16 protein-coding genes are annotated in these 17,751 nt (G+C 38.6%); 8 read left to right on the forward strand and 8 right to left on the reverse strand.

Features of this window, described 5'->3' with window-relative positions:
* The 5 genes from AB1444_14455 to AB1444_14475 all read left to right on the forward strand — a co-directional run.
* On the forward strand, window positions 1-2,609 hold a 2,609-nt coding region (locus tag AB1444_14455), incomplete at its 5' end, for an RHS repeat-associated core domain-containing protein (protein ID MEW6527855.1).
* A 13-nt stretch (window positions 2,610-2,622) separates the two neighbouring features.
* On the forward strand, window positions 2,623-3,492 hold the full coding sequence (locus tag AB1444_14460; protein ID MEW6527856.1) for an ankyrin repeat domain-containing protein: 870 nt from the start codon (window positions 2,623-2,625) through the stop codon (window positions 3,490-3,492).
* A 161-nt stretch (window positions 3,493-3,653) separates the two neighbouring features.
* Entirely contained in the window at window positions 3,654-4,214 is a 561-nt protein-coding gene (locus AB1444_14465) for a hypothetical protein (protein MEW6527857.1), read from the forward strand.
* Between the two features lie 30 nt (window positions 4,215-4,244).
* Window positions 4,245-5,192: an ankyrin repeat domain-containing protein gene (locus AB1444_14470; GenBank protein MEW6527858.1), complete on the forward strand. Its 948-nt coding sequence runs from the start codon at window positions 4,245-4,247 to the stop codon at window positions 5,190-5,192.
* Between the two features lie 4 nt (window positions 5,193-5,196).
* Window positions 5,197-5,367, forward strand: coding sequence for a hypothetical protein (locus tag AB1444_14475; GenBank protein ID MEW6527859.1), 171 nt, complete (start codon window positions 5,197-5,199; stop codon window positions 5,365-5,367).
* Between the two features lie 625 nt (window positions 5,368-5,992).
* Here AB1444_14475 and trpA read toward each other — a convergent pair.
* Genes trpA through AB1444_14510 form a run of 7 tightly spaced genes read right to left on the reverse strand, consistent with a single transcriptional unit; the run spans window position 5,993 to window position 12,317 of the window.
* Entirely contained in the window at window positions 5,993-6,727 is a 735-nt protein-coding gene (trpA, locus tag AB1444_14480; GenBank protein ID MEW6527860.1) for a tryptophan synthase subunit alpha, read from the reverse strand.
* Window positions 6,724-7,899 (reverse strand): tryptophan synthase subunit beta, encoded by a 1,176-nt coding sequence (gene trpB / locus AB1444_14485; GenBank protein MEW6527861.1) that lies wholly within the window; start codon window positions 7,897-7,899, stop codon window positions 6,724-6,726. The genes trpA and trpB overlap by 4 nt, the downstream gene beginning before the upstream one ends.
* Window positions 7,883-8,512: a phosphoribosylanthranilate isomerase gene (locus AB1444_14490; protein ID MEW6527862.1), complete on the reverse strand. Its 630-nt coding sequence runs from the start codon at window positions 8,510-8,512 to the stop codon at window positions 7,883-7,885. Before AB1444_14490 ends, trpB begins: the two co-directional genes overlap by 17 nt.
* Window positions 8,502-9,257, reverse strand: a complete 756-nt coding sequence (locus tag AB1444_14495; protein MEW6527863.1) for an indole-3-glycerol-phosphate synthase — start codon at window positions 9,255-9,257, stop codon at window positions 8,502-8,504. Before AB1444_14495 ends, AB1444_14490 begins: the two co-directional genes overlap by 11 nt.
* A 3-nt stretch (window positions 9,258-9,260) precedes the next feature.
* Window positions 9,261-10,265 carry an anthranilate phosphoribosyltransferase gene (gene trpD / locus AB1444_14500; GenBank protein MEW6527864.1) on the reverse strand — a complete coding sequence of 335 codons (1,005 nt, stop codon included), beginning with the start codon at window positions 10,263-10,265 and terminating at the stop codon, window positions 9,261-9,263.
* Complete coding sequence (locus AB1444_14505; protein MEW6527865.1) at window positions 10,231-10,824, reverse strand: aminodeoxychorismate/anthranilate synthase component II; 594 nt, start codon at window positions 10,822-10,824, stop codon at window positions 10,231-10,233. The genes trpD and AB1444_14505 overlap by 35 nt, the downstream gene beginning before the upstream one ends.
* Window positions 10,824-12,317, reverse strand: coding sequence for an anthranilate synthase component I family protein (locus AB1444_14510; protein ID MEW6527866.1), 1,494 nt, complete (start codon window positions 12,315-12,317; stop codon window positions 10,824-10,826). Before AB1444_14510 ends, AB1444_14505 begins: the two co-directional genes overlap by 1 nt.
* 944 nt (window positions 12,318-13,261) lie before the next feature.
* Here AB1444_14510 and AB1444_14515 point away from each other — a divergent pair.
* Window positions 13,262-13,585, forward strand: coding sequence for a nucleotidyltransferase domain-containing protein (locus AB1444_14515; protein ID MEW6527867.1), 324 nt, complete (start codon window positions 13,262-13,264; stop codon window positions 13,583-13,585).
* Window positions 13,582-13,989: a HEPN domain-containing protein gene (locus tag AB1444_14520; protein ID MEW6527868.1), complete on the forward strand. Its 408-nt coding sequence runs from the start codon at window positions 13,582-13,584 to the stop codon at window positions 13,987-13,989. The genes AB1444_14515 and AB1444_14520 overlap by 4 nt, the downstream gene beginning before the upstream one ends.
* A gap of 49 nt (window positions 13,990-14,038) precedes the next feature.
* Here AB1444_14520 and lon read toward each other — a convergent pair whose 3' ends face one another.
* Window positions 14,039-16,414 (reverse strand): endopeptidase La, encoded by a 2,376-nt coding sequence (lon, locus tag AB1444_14525; GenBank protein ID MEW6527869.1) that lies wholly within the window; start codon window positions 16,412-16,414, stop codon window positions 14,039-14,041.
* 356 nt (window positions 16,415-16,770) lie between these two features.
* Between lon and AB1444_14530 the strand changes: the two genes are divergently transcribed.
* On the forward strand, window positions 16,771-17,751 hold a 981-nt coding region (locus AB1444_14530; GenBank protein ID MEW6527870.1), incomplete at its 3' end, for a FecR domain-containing protein.

A 17,751-nucleotide genomic window follows, 5' to 3' on the forward strand; every position in this document is an offset into this window, starting at 1 on the left:
TCATTGCCGAGGGCAAGCCGTATTTTGAGCAGGGAGAAAATTTTGATTACACGCCGGTATCCCTGCTCTATCCAACAAAGTACGAGTATGACTGTATGGGGCGAAAAATAAAAACCACCTATCCTGACGGTGGCGAGGTGCTTGCAGGCTATGGGGTGCGTGAAGGGAAATTACTTGAGTGCATCACGGATCAAAATGGCAACAGTAAAGTAATAGCCCGCGATACTCGTGGTAACATCATAGCGGTAACGGAGGAAGGCGATATAACCACACGCTACCAGTATGATGTGGTCAATCAGTTGATAGCGGTGGTAGACGCAGCCGGTAACACTACCCGCATCACGTATGACACCTGGGGCAGGCGCACCAGCATTGACAACCCCGACACCGGAAAAACCAGTTACCAGTATGATGATGCCGGAAACCTTATAGCAAAGCAAACGGACAATTTGCAAAAGCAGGGAAAATGGATACGCTACACGTACACTTACAAGCAGCTAAAAATGATTGACAATCCCAATTTTGAGGATGTATATTTTGAGTATGGCAGCCCGGGTGATGGGCATAACGGTGCCGGTCGTGTGGTTAAGGAAATAAAGGGAAGCATAAGCGATAGTTACTGGTATGGAGCCTTAGGCGAGGTCATAAAAAAGAGTCGCAGTATAGAGGGGCAGACCTACACCATACAGTGGAAGTGGGACAATTTTGGCAGGGTGCGCAGTATATGGTATAGCAATGGCTTTAGTGTGAGTTATGCGTATGATGCGGGAGGCCAGGTTAAGGGTGTGGTGGGCTACGCAGGTAACTATCGCAGCGAATATGTAAAAAACATAGAGTATGACCAGTATGGCAGCCGCACAAAAGTGGAATATGGCAATGGCGTGGTAACCCGTTACAGCTATGATGCAACAATGCACCGGCTTGTGAAGCTTGTCACACAACAGGGCGATAGTACCTTGCAAAACATAGCGTATACGTATGACAGGGTAGGAAATATATTGACAAGAAGTGAAAACGGTGTTGTGATGAGTAACAACATTGTAAAAAGCATACGGCATAGTTATAGCTATGATAGTTTGTATCGGCTGACCGAGGCAGAGGGTAGCATAGAAGAGAATGGGAACACGGTGAACAGTTACCGTAATGAATTTACCTATAGCAGTATAGGGAATATTATGAAGAAGCTGCAGGTGGTAAAGGTTAAGGGGCAGGATGATGCAGGACTTACGTATGATTACACCTACAGCTATGAGTCAAACAAGCCGCATGCGGTAACTAATATTAATGACAACCTAACGTATCGGTATGATGCCAATGGGAATATGATAGCGGTATATGACACGGCAAAGGATTACAACAGGGTACTCTACTGGGATGACGATAATAGGCTCACAAAGACAGTGGACACCACAGCAGGCAAAGGGGTAACAACCACGTATACTTATGATGCCAAAGGTATGCGGATACTCAAGGATGGTCCGTATGGGAAATCGATTTATGTGGATACCGGCTTTATTGCTTCGACTAACACCCCGGGTGCAGAAGCTACACTGGTAAGCAATCACGTATTTGTGGGCAATACCCGTGTAGCAAGCATAGTAAAACACAAAGATGAACAAACACCGGCAACCTATTATTACGCAAGCGATCACTTGGGTTCATCGTCGGTGCTCACCACAAGTACAGGCAGCTACCACGAGCGGATAGAGTATCTGCCGTATGGTGAGGTGTGGGTAGAAGATTGTGCTTCGACAGGCTCAGCAACCGGCAGCATAAGTGGCTACTCAACGCCGTATAAGTTCACGGGGAAGGAATTGGATAGGGAGACAGGGTTGTATTACTTTGGAGCCCGGTATTACGATGCACGGCTAAGCAGGTGGATAAGTACGGATCCGGCGCTCCAGGAAGGCAAATACTTCCCCAAACCCAATGACTATGACACGGAGCACGACTTTTACTGGTACTTACAGCAGGATGGCAGCAAAAAGCTTCCCGGGCTTGGAGGGGTATTTAATGCGGTGAATATGGATGTGTATCACTATGCGGGAAATAATCCCATACGGTATATGGATCCTGATGGGAAATTAATATTATTAGGATGTAGCGGTAAGAATGATAGCGGAAAACAGTTTGTAAATGCAATGGTCAATTGGGCCTTAGAGCAGGGGATAGAACTTGATGACAGGAGTAAAGAAGAGTTAAAAAGGATTGGCAATAATTTAGATATGATAAGTGATGCAAAGGAATTTTTGTTCATTGCATCAATATATGCGGCAGCACTTGATTCATTATCGAATGGGAGTGATGTTAAAGATAAGATAATAGCATTATCCAATATGGCAGGGATGACATCAGAAACATTACCTGATGAGATAGCAACTGCGTTGGGAGCTATGGATTATGATCAGTTAGGGGTGATAGCAAAGGGAATGAATTTAATTGCGGCTGCAGGAGCTGAAAATAATGCAAATTTACTATCAAGTATTTATTATACAGACAATAATATTGAACTATCAAAATTTTGGGGCAAGGTAGCAGTAATATTTGGGAAAATAAAGTACAATAGTGCAAGATCTATTGTTGATATGACAAATAAAAGGAAAAAATGAATGGGATACCGATATGAAAATAGCCAAGATAACAATATTGATTGTTCAACTTATAATTATTATGCTAACTGGGTGTAATAAATTAACGGAAGAGGAAAAGACGAGATTTAAAGAAGCCATTATTAAAAATGATCGTCAGTATGTTGAATACATTTTATCAAAAGGTGTTGATTTGAATGATGAAAAAACATTTGGGTATATCCCACTCCATATAGCTGTTTGGAAAAACAATATTGAATTAATACAACTTTTTTTGGAAAGAGGAACTAATATAAATATTCTTAATGGATTGGATCAGAATTGTTTATTTCAAACATATGATATAAACACGGTTGAATATTTAATTGAACATGGAGCAAACGTTAATCAGGTGGATAAAGATGGATATATACCATTAATCTTGTGTTCTTGGCATTATGAATTAGCAAAACTATATATTGAAAAAGGAGCCAATTATAAGCACAGAAATAGAAATGGCATTTCATTATTTTTAGCGGCTGTTTCTGATGGCAATTATGAATTGGTAAAATATTTAATAAATGAGAAGAAAATTAATGTTAATGAAGTTCTTGATAATGGATTCAATGCCTTAATGTGGTATATGGTTAGTATTAAGCATGTGGAAGAGTTGAAAAATAATAATATTATAATTCTTCTATTAAATAAAGGGATAAATATTAATCATAAAGACAATAAAGGTTTTACAGCACTTCATATTGGAGCTTTGTTGAATAGTGAAAAAGAAATAATGCAAATACTATTAAATCACGGAGCTGATGTACATATAAAAAACAACAAAGGGAAAACGCCGCTGGATATAGCAATAGAAAGAGGAAATACAGATATAATAAATTTATTGAAGAGATATTCAAGGAAAAGATGAAAATAAGTGATGGTTTTTAATTTTAATATGAGATAGCTTAACAAAACTTGTCCATTTATAAAACATACAATTCCATCACCAAGCATGATTTTTACTGGTACTTACAACAGGATGGCAGCAAAAAGCTTCCCGGGCTTGGAGGGGTATTTAATGCGGTGAATATGGATATGTACCACTATGCGGGAAATAATCCCATACGGTATATAGATCCTGATGGGAAATTATTAGGGTGTTCTGAAGAAGAAAAGCGGGGGACAAAATTTATAAATGCATTAAAAAATTGGGCGGCAGAAGAAGGGATAAATTTAGATAAAAAATCAATGGAAGCTTTAAATGACATCGGAAAATCTTTAAATTTAGTAGAAGATGGTAAAACATTTTTTATACTAGCATCAATACTAACAGCAGGGATAGATGGTCTAAAAGGCAATGTAGAAGATAAGTTAATAGCAATAGCAAATATGTCAGGAATAACAGCAGAGATGCCAATATTTGATGAGGTAAAAACAGCATTAGGTGCTGTTGATTATAAACAATTGAGTAAAATTGCAGTATGTATAAATATAATCGCATTAAAGGGTGTTGCAGGTAAATCAGCAATAATGATGTTCGAATATAGCAGTCCATACAATTACAATCACGATTTATATCAATTTTGGGAAAATGTATATAAAATATTTGATAATATGGGGTTTACTTATGCAAATATATTGGCAAAATAAACATAAACATAAAAAATATTATCATTTATTTTGAATAATTTTAGAATATATTTATATATATTTTTAATATTTGTTTTTGTAATCATTGTTGGTGGATGTAAGCAACAAATCACAAAAGAAGAAATTGGATATTTTAAAAAGGCTATTGAGAATAATAAAAAAGATTATATACATAAAATTATAGAAAAAGGTTTAGACATAAATGATTTTAAATCATTAGGTTATATCCCATTACATGAAGCAGTAAAAACAAACAATATAGAATTAATTGAATTATTTTTAAATAATGGTGCAGATATTAATGCTATCAATGAATGTAAACAAAATTGTTTATTTCTAACTATAAATATTAATACTATGAAATTTTTAATAAGCAAAGGTGCAAATATAAATCAGGTTGATAATTTTGGTAATATACCATTGGCTTATTGTTTGTGGAGTTATGATTTATCGAAAATGTATATTGATAACGGAGCCAATATAAATAACGTCAATAAAGAAGGTTATCCATTATTATTTATGGCTTTATTGGAAGGGGAAAATAATGTAATAGTATATTTAATTAATAATAGTAAATTAAAAATACAAGTCTGTAATAAGAAAGGTGAAAATGCTATAATATGGTATAGCTATTGTGGTTATGATTGTTACATCTTAGACAAATTATTAATGAAAGGTTTGGAATTAAACAGTATTTCAAAAAATGGAGTTAATGCATTAATAGCATCAGTTATTGTTTCATATAGATTTAAAGAAAAAAATATTAATAAAAATTATCGTTATATAACACATTTAATACACAAAGGTATTAATATTAATCATCAGGATAAACTAGGCAATACAGCTTTGCACTATGCAGTAATAAGGGAAAGACCAATAGAATTACTATCATTATTATTAAAATATGGTGCCAGGAAAGATATTCGTAATAATGAAGGGAAAACACCATTGGATATTGCTATAGAAAAAAAAAGATAGCAAGGTGATTGAATTGCTTAAATACTATACTACCGGTAAATATGGCTACATATCCACCTATCCTGATGGTGGCGTAGTTATAGCAGGCTATGGGGTGCGTGAAGGGAAATTACTTGAGTGCATCACGGATCAAAATGGCAACAACACCAACAAACAGAAAAAAACTGAGCAATAAGCGGGCAGCGGCGTTTTTTTGCTGAGCACCGGAGCTTCAGGGTGGAAAAAGGGCGAGGACTGTATGAGCCCCGAGGAAATCGGGGCGAGTTCCGCAGCCCCCACCGTGAAGCGAGGAGCGCAGGGAATCCCGACGGAGGTCGGGACAAAAAACGATAGCCGCAAGCCGGGGGCAAGGGGATACCAAGGGGAACGGGGGCTGGCGTATGAAATCCCCGTTCCCCTTGTGAAAATGATTGACAGAATATGAAAACGGTGTGGTGATGAGTGCTGGTGAGGTTAAGAGTATAATGCCTAAGGTTTACACGTAAATAAAGGATAGAAAAAAATACAAAATGTATACCGGTAAAGTGCTCTTTGATGATAACAAATAAATGATTTTATTTTATATGAAGTACTACAAGCACAGTGAAGATTACATCAAGAGCAATGACAGGGCAACATCGTGCTGTACAGACAGGTACGGCACGTTGAGATGCGTGCGACCCTTCAGCAAGCTCAGTGCAGGTGACCTGAAGGGAGGCTATTTTACAGCACACAGTGGAAGGATTTATATACAATAACTATCGCCAGGCATGGAGATAAGAAGTTCCCCATTAAATAGCTTCATTGTAAAATATTACAAACTAGTTAAAAAGCTGATATAAAAAATCTTTATATGTATTTATTCCCTCTTCCAATTTTTTCACCAGAGCTGTCCCCATAATAAATCCATCAGCATACTTCAGTGCCTGCGTAATGTCTTCTTTATTCTGAATGCCAAATCCCAGGAGAACAGGAATCTTTGCAAAACGTTTTGCCGTGGTAAGAATATGTTTAATCTCGTCACTGATAATCAGAGTACTGCCAGTGGTCCCACGAAGTGAAACAGTGTAAAGAAAGCCCGTTGCCTGTGAACAAATATTTTGAATTTGCTCTACTGTTGATTCAGGTGTAATGAAATGAATGTAGTCTAAATTGTATGCCTGTGCGTGTTCAGCAAATCGGCGAGACTCAATATACGGCACGTCAGCCAGTATGATCCCTTTCACACCATGTAAGGCAAAATTTTGAAAAGCAGTATCAATGCCGTTATGAAAAATTTTATTGGCATACGTCATGATATATATTTTTTTTGATTTGTTGTGATTAGTAATATATTCGTTCAATACACTACAGCTTTGTAAAACAGCCTCTGTTGATACACCAGCTTCAAGTGCTTTGTGTGATGCTGATGCAAGTAACGGCCCATCGGCTACCGGGTCGCTGAATGGAAGCCCTATCTCAATAAAATCAAAATAGCGCAGTCCTTCTATGGCTGCCTGCAAAAATATTTCCTGGTCAGGATAATTGCCAACCAAATAAAATCCATTGTATTTCATATATCCACTTCCTTCAATATAGTGTCTAAGTCTTTATCACCACGACCAGAAAGATTAATGATAACCGATGCGCCGGCAAAATTGTCTCTGTTTTCAAGTACATAGCCCAATGCGTGGCTGCTTTCAAGCGCCGGGATAATACCTTCAGTACGTGTAAGTGTGATACACGCATCCAGAGCTTGTTTGTCGGAACATGTGGTGTACGTAACCTTATTGCTGTCTTTCCAGAAGCTATGCTCGGGGCCAACTGCTGGATAGTCAAGCCCTGCAGAAATGGAATGTACATCCATAACCTGTCCGTCATCATCCTGTAACAGATAGCTTAATGCACCATGCAGAATCCCGGGCTTGCCTAAAGTAAGCGATGCACAATGCCCTCCGGGATGCAGCCCTTTACCTCCAGCTTCAACACCAATGCACTGTGTGGAAGTATTAATGAATGCATGGAAGAAACCTGCAGCATTGCTACCGCCACCAACACAGGCAACACAATATTCGGGCAGCATTCCTGTACTTGTTGAAAACTGTTGCAGCGCTTCATTGCCAATGACTTTTTGGAAATCCCGCACAATTACTGGAAATGGATGTGGACCGCTAACCGAGCCAAGCAGATAATGCGTTGTACGTACATTGCGCACCCAATCACGAAGCGCCTCGTTTATGGCATCCTTTAACGTTTTGCTTCCTGATGTTACCGGTATAACCTGTGCACCCAGAAGCTTCATTCTTTTAACATTGGGCATTTGCCTTTCAATGTCAACTGAACCCATGTAAATAGTGCACTCCAAACCCAGCAATGCAGCAACCGTGGCAGTGGCAACGCCATGCTGCCCTGCACCCGTTTCGGCAATGATGCGCTTTTTGCCCATAAAGCGTGTAAGCAAAGCCTGCCCCAGGGTGTTATTGAGCTTGTGAGCACCGGTGTGAAGCAAGTCTTCTCGTTTAAGATAAAGCGATATTCCGGTTAGTTCAGAAAGTCGCCTGGCAAAGTATAATGGTGTTGGTCTTCCCGCATAGTGGTGCAATAAATCATTTAGTTCCTGTTGCAAGGATGCATCCTGCAAAAAATGCTTATATGCATCTTCTAATTCTATGAGAGCGTTGATAAGCGTTTCAGGAACAAACCTTCCGCCGTAGCTTCCAAAGTATCCGTTGTTATCGGGATATGTCATGGCCACACTCCTTAATTGTTTTTATTAGTTGTTTCATTTTGGAAAAATTTTTTATGCCGGGACTATCTTCTATTCCGCTTGCCACATCAATGCCAAAAGGTTTTAATGTGGCACACAGTTTCTGGACATTATGTATATTTACTCCACCAGAAATAATGGTTCTATTCAGGTGAGAAAATGATGCAACGCTTCCCCAGTCAAATTGTTTTCCTGTGCCTCCAAATTGTGAGCTATCAAATGTGTCAAAAAGATAATAGTCTTTTGTATCAATCACAGGGACCATCTCAATGGAAAAATTTTTACTTACCCTCATTCCAAAAAAAATAGTAAAATGGGGCGATAGTTCCACGTATAAATCCTCAGAGTAAACCTGCAGTGCCGCAAGACCTAAGGTTTTAGCAATGGATGCCACAGCAGTAGGGCTATTATCTATAAATACTCCCACGCTCATTACGCCGTGATTATTGCAGATGGCGATACACTCTCTGGCTTTAGTAAAGTTACAGAAGCGTGGTGATCCTGTATAAAAGATAAACCCGCAGGCACTTACACCTAAATTGCAGGCAGCTTCAACATCTTTGGGCCGTGTAAAACCACAAAATTTAACAAACATTAGAAAACTCCTGTATACGTTTTTGTGGATCAGTGGCTTTCATAAGGGCTGTTCCAACTAAATATATGGTTGTTCCTGTGTGCTCTTTGATGTGTTGAATAGTTTTGGAATTGTCAATGCCACTGGCACAAATCTTCTTAATATTGTACGGAATGCTTTTCAATGTAGCAATGGCTGTGTCATACTCAAGTTCAAGCGTGTTCAAATTCCGTATATTGACCATTATATAGTCAGGTTGTAATGTAAGAACATAATCAAGTTCATTTTTTGTGTGCACTTCAATAAGTGGCAACAATCCTTTATGAATAGTATATGCATAAAGCTGATGTAATTCATCAGCAGTAAGCATAGCTGCAATAAGCAGTATTATATCTGCACCAGCGTTATATGCAACATCAATCTGTTCGGGATAACATATAAACTCTTTGCAAAGGACAGGCAGCTTTATAGCCTCTGCTACACTCTGTATATCGGTATAGCTTCCCCCAAAATACTCACCATCAGCCAAAACACTCACCGCTTTTGCACCGGCTTTCTGATACAGTATTGCCTGTGTGGCCGGCTCAACATTGTTAATTAAGCCAGCTGAAGGCGAAGCTTTTTTTACTTCTGCGATGATATTAATAGAACTATCGCACACAAATGGATACATGGGGCGATTGCGTTTTGAGAATATTTGTAACATATTAATGACCTCAGAACGCTGCTGCAATTTTTTATGCTTCATCATTGCAAGTGAAAACATGGGTTACCCTTCCTGAAGTTTGGTAAGTGTTTGTGCAACACTGCCACTATGAATGACATCAAGTGCCACTGCATAATTATTGTCTATGGATGAATTATCATCCAGTACAAAAAGCGCCAATGCTGTATTCAACGCTAAAAGCTTGCTAAGCGGTGTAGGTCTATTGCTATTAATAGTTTCTATAAACAGTGTTGCATTCTCCTGTGGTGACAAATCTTTTGGAATAGCATTAGCATCATCTTTACTCAAAAAATTTTCTGGATTAATAGAAAACGCGCTGACCTCGTTATCACGAATTTCAACAACATTGGTTGGATATAGTGGCGATACCTCATCCATGCCATTTGTAGAAGAGTACAGTATTAGCCGTTCATATCCCAGAGGCAATGCTGCCTGTGCATAAACTTCTAAAAATGAAGGATGAAAAACTCCAATCATCTGCCGTTTTGGGTGCAATGGGTTGGTAAGTGGCCCTAAATAGTTAAATATGGTTCTAACGGCCAATTGCTTTCTAACCGGGGCAGCATGTTTCATGGCAGGATGATAGTTGGGTGCAAACAAAAATATAAATTTATTTTTATTAAAATAGCGTACCGCATCCTGGCCTGAAAGGTTTACCGGTATATTCAGAGCTTCATAAAAATCAGCGGAACCGCTTTTGCTGGTTACTGAACGGTTGCCATGTTTTGCAATTGGGTAGCCCATAGCGTTAAGAATAATGGCAACAGCACTGGATATGTTAAAGGAATGTGAATGGTCACCACCAGTACCACAGGTATCAAAAACGCTTTCAGTGATGGGAAGGCTTACTGCAAATTTTCGCATTGATTTAATGGCACCACTGATTTCTTCAGGCTTTTCCTTGCGTACTTTCATTGCAGCAAGTACTGCGGCAAGCTCAACCTGTGATATCCTGCCATCAAAGATGGAATCAAATAAATACTCTGATTGTTCCATGGACAGTGTGTTGCCTTCAATTGTTTGTGTTATAAGCTGTTCTGTTTTCATAACATCCTCCTATAAAATTTTTTAAAATCTGTAAACCGTACTCTGATGCGTACGATTCCGGGTGAAATTGTACACCCCACACAAATTTTGTTTTATGTTTTAAAGCCATGATTTCACCATCGCTTGAACGGGCTTCAATGCTAAGGCAGTGGGGGAAATTTATTGTACTTACCACCAATGAATGGTAACGGACAGCGGTAAATTGTTGTGGTATATTGTGGAAAAGATTACCACCGTAGTGCTCAATAATATCAGTTTTACCGTGCATGATCTTTTTTGCATGAACTATCGCTCCGCCATATACATATCCAATTGCTTGCATACCTAAGCACACGCCCAGGATGGGTATATCATCAATGTTTTGGATGACAGTTACTGTAATGCCTGAATGCTGTGGGGACGAAGGGCCAGGTGATACAATGATACCAGTGTATTTATGGAAATTAATTGACTCAAAATTAGTATCGTTGCGGTAAACATCTACCTCTTGTCCCAGTATGCGCATGTACTCAACTAAGTTATAGGTAAACGAGTCGTAGTTATCAATTATACAGAACATTACACAATCTCCTTTAACATGGTTTTTATTTTTGCAAACGGCAGGCTTACTGAAAGTGCTTTAAGTTTATTTACTATTTCATTAAATTCATTTTCAGGGATACTATCGTACACAATGCCGGCACCTGCCTGTAAAAATGACCCTTGCGGTGAAAAAACTGCTGTGCGAATAGTAATGCAGGTATCCATGGTATTGTTAAATCCAATGTAGCCCACACATCCTGCGTAAATGCCGCGCGGATGTGGTTCAAGCTGGTCAATGATCTCAATAGCGCGCACCTTGGGGGCCCCTGTTACCGTGCCAGCAGGGAAGGTGTGGCGCAGCACATCGCTTAAACGGATACCATCGTTGAGTGTGGCGGTAACATTTGAAACTAAATGAATAACGTGCGAATAATCTTCTGGTTGCATGAACTGTCCAACCTGCACGCTTCCTGGCTTTGCGATGATGCTTAAATCATTGCGTGCTAAATCAACAAGCATCAGGTGCTCTGCGCGTTCTTTTTCGTTATTGAGCAAAAGTTCCTTGTTTTTAGTATTTTGACTTTTTGTTTTTCCCTGGGCGATAGTTCCTGCAATTGGCCTTAATGTAGCAATATTGTCCTGTACTTTAACATGAATCTCAGGCGAGCTACCGGTAACAGTAAGGTCACCATGTTTCATATAAAACATATACGGTGATGGATTGACCTGCCTCAGTTTGAGATAAAAACGATAGGGGTCAACAGGTTCATTGATGTATGCCCGCATACTTAACACGATCTGTAATGCTTCACCATCTTCAATTAAGGTTTTAGCCTGTGACACTGAATCCATAAATGAATCTGGCGAGATTGTAAAATCCAGGTTTATTGATTCAGAATATGCGGGCAGGTACGGCAGTGAAGTTGAGGATAGTGCAGTTATAATGGTGTCTTCGTAGGTATGAAGGCGCTGTAGTGCCTGCTCATATAGTGATTCAATGCTTCCTTTATCAGTGTAGATACATGTAGCAATGTAGTAGGTATTGTACTTATTGTCGAAGCAGATGAAGTTATCAATGTGGTGCAGTACCATTAATGGATGCAATGTGTCCTGGTGTATGAGCTGTCGCAAATGACCGGTATAGTTAACCAGGTCATACGAAAAATAACCGGACAACCCGCCATTGAATGAACCAAAGCGGTTAAAAGAAGGTGAGCGATAGCGAGCAATATATTTGTCAATAAAATCGAATGGATCAGAGCAGGGGATTGTCGTTGTTTTAGAGCTATCGCATATAATAATATATGGTGGGGTAAGGTAAAACGTTTGTACCGGGTTAAAACCCAAAAATGAAAAGCGGCTTTGCTTTTTGTTTTGTTTGGCGCTCTCAAAGAAGATGCAGTCACCGTTATTGATAAACGATTTCAGTATAAGCAGTAAACCCGGATGGGAAATATTGAGCTGCTTATAGATAGGGATGCGGTTATATGTGTTGCTCAAATTTTTGCATTGCTGTAATGTTGGATACATAATTCGTCTCCTTGCCGTTAAAATAAAAAAGCCGTGGATTTTGATTAAACCCACGGCCTTAAAGCATGCATAAAAAAAGCCGTGGGTTTGATGTCCACCCACGGCTTTGCCATTTTCATTTATACAATAATAGCCCTTCAGGTGGACATCATGTTTGTCCACCACCACCAGCTATTATTAATTGCAAATGTTAATAATGTAATTTTCATTGGCGTTTTACGTTTACTGCCTTTTAAATTATATCGTTGAATGACATAAAATCTAGAAATAAAAAATGTCAACAATTTTTTTACTTTTTAATATTTACATCATCTGTTTTGTGTTTATCTATGCTCTGTTCCACAGGGCATGATTGCGATAGTCAGGTACGAATGCCAAGCTTTGGAAACACATAAATATTCAATGCAAACCACAGTGCCATAAGAATCAAAAACCAGATAGCTTCTTTCATAGCAGTACCTTTTAACATTTATCCACAGGATGAACCTGTATCAACTATAAAACCAGCACCATACGGTGTGTCCACAAAATCTATAGTAACATTAGTTCCTGCATCCATAAACCGTGCAATATCGCTGTCATAGATTACCGGGATTTCATTTGCAATGACAACAGTATCGTTAGTGTTTTCTGACTCATCCAGAGCCAGCCCCAGACGGGGGCCGCCTCATCCAATGCCAGCAAAAACCAGACGCAATCCTGGCTGCTTAAAATCAACGTCTTTAGCAGCTTCAATAATTTTTTGTTTAGCCGAATCTGTAATAGTTATGTTCATAATAAACCTTTTGTAATAATTTATATAATATTAAAATACTAACTTTTCTGGAATTTTCAAGTAATTTTTTTTCATCATCACACTAATCATTACTTTTTTACCAATATTATTGACAGGCAATCCTCTATTTTGTATAGTTTTAATACCTTTTGTAAAAGGTAGAGCACTGATGTTAACAGTTGAGATAGAAGCCTTACAGAAAATTAAAGAAAGGTTATTGCAAATAATCCCTGAACACTTTGTATGCATGTATGCGTTTGGTTCAAGGGTGCGAGGTGATTTTACCGCTGGTTCTGATTTTGATGTTCTTATTGTAATTAAAAAGAAAATACCCCAGCTGGAAGATATGATAGTTTCAATACTAGTGAATGAAGAGTTGAAATACAATGTATCATTTTCACCACTCATTAAAGACGAATATGCATTTGAATTAGAAAAACAGTATAACAGCCCTTTTTATGACAATATAATTAATGAAGGTATAAAGATATGACCCTTTCAGCTGAAGATAAAAAAACATTGAGCCAGTTCAGATTGAAAAAAGCAAAGGAATTCCTTGATGATGCAGAAAGAAATTACGATGATGGACGGTACAGAACGTCAATTAACAGAAGTTATTATGCTGCATTAAATGCTGCACGGGCATTGTTGATATTAGAAGGAGCAAATCCGGAAACACACGATGGCATAATTACAATGTTACGTTTACGATTTGTAAAAAAAGAAATACTTTCTGCTGAAATGATCAAGAAATTCAAACTGCTCTTATCGCGCAGGACTGACGTTGATTATGGTGATTTTGATTCTATCGACAAAGAAGACGCCCTCAGTTCACTTAATGATGCAAAGACCTTCATCCAGGCAATTGAACAGGCAATGAAAAAAATACTTTTATAATAGTATACTCTTTACGGTAAAGCCTGTTAACAGTAACTATCGCCAAAAATTAATACACTATATCCAGCACTTCCTCAAAATAGCTTACAAAGCGGGCATCAATGCCTTTCTTGATATGTTCGGGTAATTCATCAAAATCTTTTTTATTCTCAGCAGGATAAATGATGGTTTTAACCTTTGCTCGTTTAGCTGCAAGGGTCTTTTCTTTTACACCGCCAATGGGAAGCACTCTTCCGGTAATGGTAAGCTCGCCAGTCATTGCCACACTTTTTTTAATGGGCTTATTTTTAGCAAGAGAATATAGCGCCGTTGCCATGGTAATGCCGGCTGATGGACCATCCTTTGGTGTTGCCCCTGCTGGTACATGCAGGTGTATAAAATGATTTTCAAAGAAATCAGGATCAATGCCAAACTGCTTAACTTTGGAACGGATATACGAATAAGCAATTTCCGTTGATTCTTTCATGACATTGCCAAGCTGTCCTGTTTGGGTAAAACCCTTTGTTTTAGAAGGAATAGCAGTAGCTTCAATATACAATGTTGCACCACCTAAGCTTGTCCATGCAAGCCCCATGACAACTCCCGGAATTGGCTTTTTATACAGTGATTCATCGGTAAAGCGAGGTTTGCCCAAAAACTCTTCTAAATTTTGAGTTGTAACAGTAACTGTTGATGTTGTCCCTTCAATAATTTGTCGGGTGGCTTTTCGCATAATCTTTTTTATGTTGTTTTCCAAACTTCGAACACCAGCTTCACGCGCATATCCATCTATGATATTTTTTAGGGCTGCTGTATCTATCTTAACTTCGTTTTTATGCAGTCCATGCTCTTTCAGTTGCTTGGGTATGAGGTATCGCTTTGCTATCTCTAATTTTTCTTCCAGTATATAGCCGGACAGATGCATAATCTCCATACGGTCCATCAAAGGCAAGGGTATAGTGTCTAATTGATTGGCGGTTGCAATGAAAAGAATATTGGATAAATCATAGCGTACATCCAAATAATGATCAAGGAACTGTGAATTCTGTTCAGGGTCAAGCACCTCTAAAAGGGCTGATGCAGGATCGCCCTGAAAGCTTGCTCCTATTTTATCTATCTCATCAAGCATGATAACCGGGTTTGATGTTTCTACCACTTTGGGGCTCTGGATAATTTTGCCAGGCATTGCACCAATGTAGGTCCGCCGGTGACCTTTGATTTCAGCTTCATCGCGCATGCCACCAAGTGAAAAGCGATAAAATTTTCGGTTCAATGCAGCAGCCACTGATTTACCAATGGATGTTTTACCAACACCGGGAGGCCCAACAAAACAAATTATTGAACCGGTAATACTGCCCTTCTTTTTGCCCGCGCTGATAAATTCTAAAATTCTATCTTTTATATCCTGAAGCCCGTAGTGGTCGCGGTCCAGAATTTTTTTTGCTTTGTGAATGTCATAGTTGTCCTGAGAATAAATTCCCCAGGGCAGTGAAGTAAGCCAGTCTAAATAATTTCGGCTTACACCATATTCAGCTGAATGCGGCTCAAGTACTTTTAATTTTTCTAATTCTTCGTTAAAACGTTTTAACGCTTCTTCACTTAACTTAAGTTTTTTGACACGCTCTTCAAATTTTTCAATTTCAGATGTTTTTTCATCTTTTTCAAGGCCCAGCTCTTTTTTGATTTCTTTGAGCTGCTCTCGCAAAAAGAATTCCTTCTGATTTTTGGCAATGCGCTCTTCAATTTGCTGTGAAATTTTTTTCTGTAATTTTGATAATTCAAGCTCCTTTTTTAAAAGCAGGAGTACCTTTTCAACACGTGCTTTAACATCAAATGTTTCAAGGATATCCTGCACCTCTGCAGGTTCGGCTGAAGTGAGGGATGCTACAAAATCAGCTAATTTACCCGGGTCTTCTAAGCTAAAGCGGTTAAGGAAAAGTTTAAGCTCTTCCTGAAACAGGGAATTGGATTTTATTAATTCTTTTACAGATGAAAGAATTGCCGCCGAGTAAGCTTTCATCTCATCAGTTGGTTCAAGTTCGGGTTCATAATAGTGATCCACCTTCCAGCGAATAATAGGCTGTTCAGTCATAACCTGTACCAGAGTAAAGCGCTTCAATGCGTTAACCATCACCTGTATGGTGTTTTCATCGATAGGTGCTATCTTCAATACCTTGATGGTAACTCCCACCTTGTAAAGGTCATCAGATGTAACCATGCTTTCACGTTGATTCTGGATTAGTACCACTCCGCCAATTTTATGATCGGATTCAGCAATGGCCCGGGCGGTGGCAAGCATGGTTTCACCGGTAAGAACCAGTGGTACCATCATGCCGGGGAATATTGGCCTGTGGGATATGGGTATAATGGGTATAATTTCGGGCAAAATTTCAGACGGCAGTATCAGGTGTTTTGACTCAACAACATGATTTGAATCATCAGACATAAAATTTTACCTCTTACAATTTGTTTTTTATAATAATGTAGCAGAGCGGGTTTTAAAAATCAAGATAAAATCATGTAAGGAATTTATATACGATACAAAGCTATCAATTAGAAAATTAATAATCCAGCTGGATTGTAAAAAATTATAAAAAAGGATTTACATATTAATAGCAGTAATTATAATAATACAACGATTGTACATCCAATGTAATATTATTCATATTGCTAAGAGTTTTATTCAATGGTAGAATTTATAGTTACAGTTTGTTATTACTTAACTGGTAAACTACAATGTATCATCATCGCACATTCGGAGGATACAGCACATATAATTAAAATGTTTTGTGGAGGATAAAAATGATTATTAAACAACTGCAGCATACTTCATACATTTTAGCTGCAATCCTTTTCATTACTATCTTATCTATTGGTTGTAAACCCCAACAAAAAGCAGTTCCCGCGCATATTATTTTTACCCAGGGCGATGTGACAATACTTCGTAACGATGTAAACATCCCTGTAGTTTTGGGGCAGGTTGTAGGGCCTAATGATATCATTGCAACAGGCACGCAGTCTATTGCAGTTGTGCAAATAGCTGATAAGGCAGTTGCGCATATTGGCAGTAACAGTAAAGTAGCAGTAAATTCCCTCATAGACACTTCCACAACACTGTATTTAGAAAAAGGCGAGATAATATCAAAGGTTGAACGCTTGCAGAAGGGTCAGGAATATGTTATAAAAACACGATCAGTTGTAGCAAGTGTACGTGGAACACAATTTCTGGTTAAAGCTGATGAAAAGATTGGCAAGATAGCTGTGAATACTGGCAGTGTAAGTGTAAAACCAATTACTGAAACCAAAGAGGTCCAGGTGACAGAAGTTAAAGAAACAATGGTTGAAGCAGGTAAAGAGGCGATAGTTACTGTTGAGGAAGAAACGGTAGCTAAAGAGGTGCCGGTTGCCATACAGGAGATTTCGGTAAAAGACAAAATAAAGATTGAAACAGCCGCAAAGGTTGAAGTGCTGCCGCAGGAGGTTTTAGTAAAACCAGAGGCACTTGAAAAAGTTCAGGATACAATAAAACAGAATGTTGAGAAAGTACAGAAGATAGAAACATTGACAGATGATGAAATAAAACAGCAGATCAAAAAGGAGCGTATAGAGCGCCTGATGCAACAAAAAACAAGAACACTGGAGGAAATAAAAGAAGCATGTGAACGCATTGATGTAGTGCGCTTATATTCTGGTAAGCAAATACAGGGAGCAATTATCAGTAGAGGCGATAGTTATAAGATATTGACCACAACTGGAGTAATAGATGTTCCAAAAAAGGATGTC

This window comes from Spirochaetota bacterium (assembly GCA_040756435.1).
Classification (GTDB): domain Bacteria; phylum Spirochaetota; class UBA4802; order UBA4802; family UB4802; genus UBA4802.

Excerpts from the sequence above, each read along its gene's own strand:
- AB1444_14510 (MEW6527866.1), bottom strand. The coding sequence starts at position 12,317 with ATGTATCCAACATTACAGCAATGCAAAAATTTGAGCAACACATATAAC.
- AB1444_14460 (MEW6527856.1), top strand. The coding sequence starts at position 2,623 with ATGAAAATAGCCAAGATAACAATATTGATTGTTCAACTTATAATTATT.
- lon (MEW6527869.1), bottom strand. The coding sequence starts at position 16,414 with ATGTCTGATGATTCAAATCATGTTGTTGAGTCAAAACACCTGATACTG.
- trpA (MEW6527860.1), bottom strand. The coding sequence starts at position 6,727 with ATGAAATACAATGGATTTTATTTGGTTGGCAATTATCCTGACCAGGAA.
- AB1444_14490 (MEW6527862.1), bottom strand. The coding sequence starts at position 8,512 with ATGTTTGTTAAATTTTGTGGTTTTACACGGCCCAAAGATGTTGAAGCT.
- AB1444_14520 (MEW6527868.1), top strand. The coding sequence starts at position 13,582 with ATGACCCTTTCAGCTGAAGATAAAAAAACATTGAGCCAGTTCAGATTG.
- trpB (MEW6527861.1), bottom strand. The coding sequence starts at position 7,899 with ATGACATATCCCGATAACAACGGATACTTTGGAAGCTACGGCGGAAGG.
- trpD (MEW6527864.1), bottom strand. The coding sequence starts at position 10,265 with ATGAAAACAGAACAGCTTATAACACAAACAATTGAAGGCAACACACTG.
- AB1444_14515 (MEW6527867.1), top strand. The coding sequence starts at position 13,262 with ATGTTAACAGTTGAGATAGAAGCCTTACAGAAAATTAAAGAAAGGTTA.
- AB1444_14465 (MEW6527857.1), top strand. The coding sequence starts at position 3,654 with ATGGATATGTACCACTATGCGGGAAATAATCCCATACGGTATATAGAT.
- AB1444_14505 (MEW6527865.1), bottom strand. The coding sequence starts at position 10,824 with ATGTTCTGTATAATTGATAACTACGACTCGTTTACCTATAACTTAGTT.
- AB1444_14495 (MEW6527863.1), bottom strand. The coding sequence starts at position 9,257 with ATGTTTTCACTTGCAATGATGAAGCATAAAAAATTGCAGCAGCGTTCT.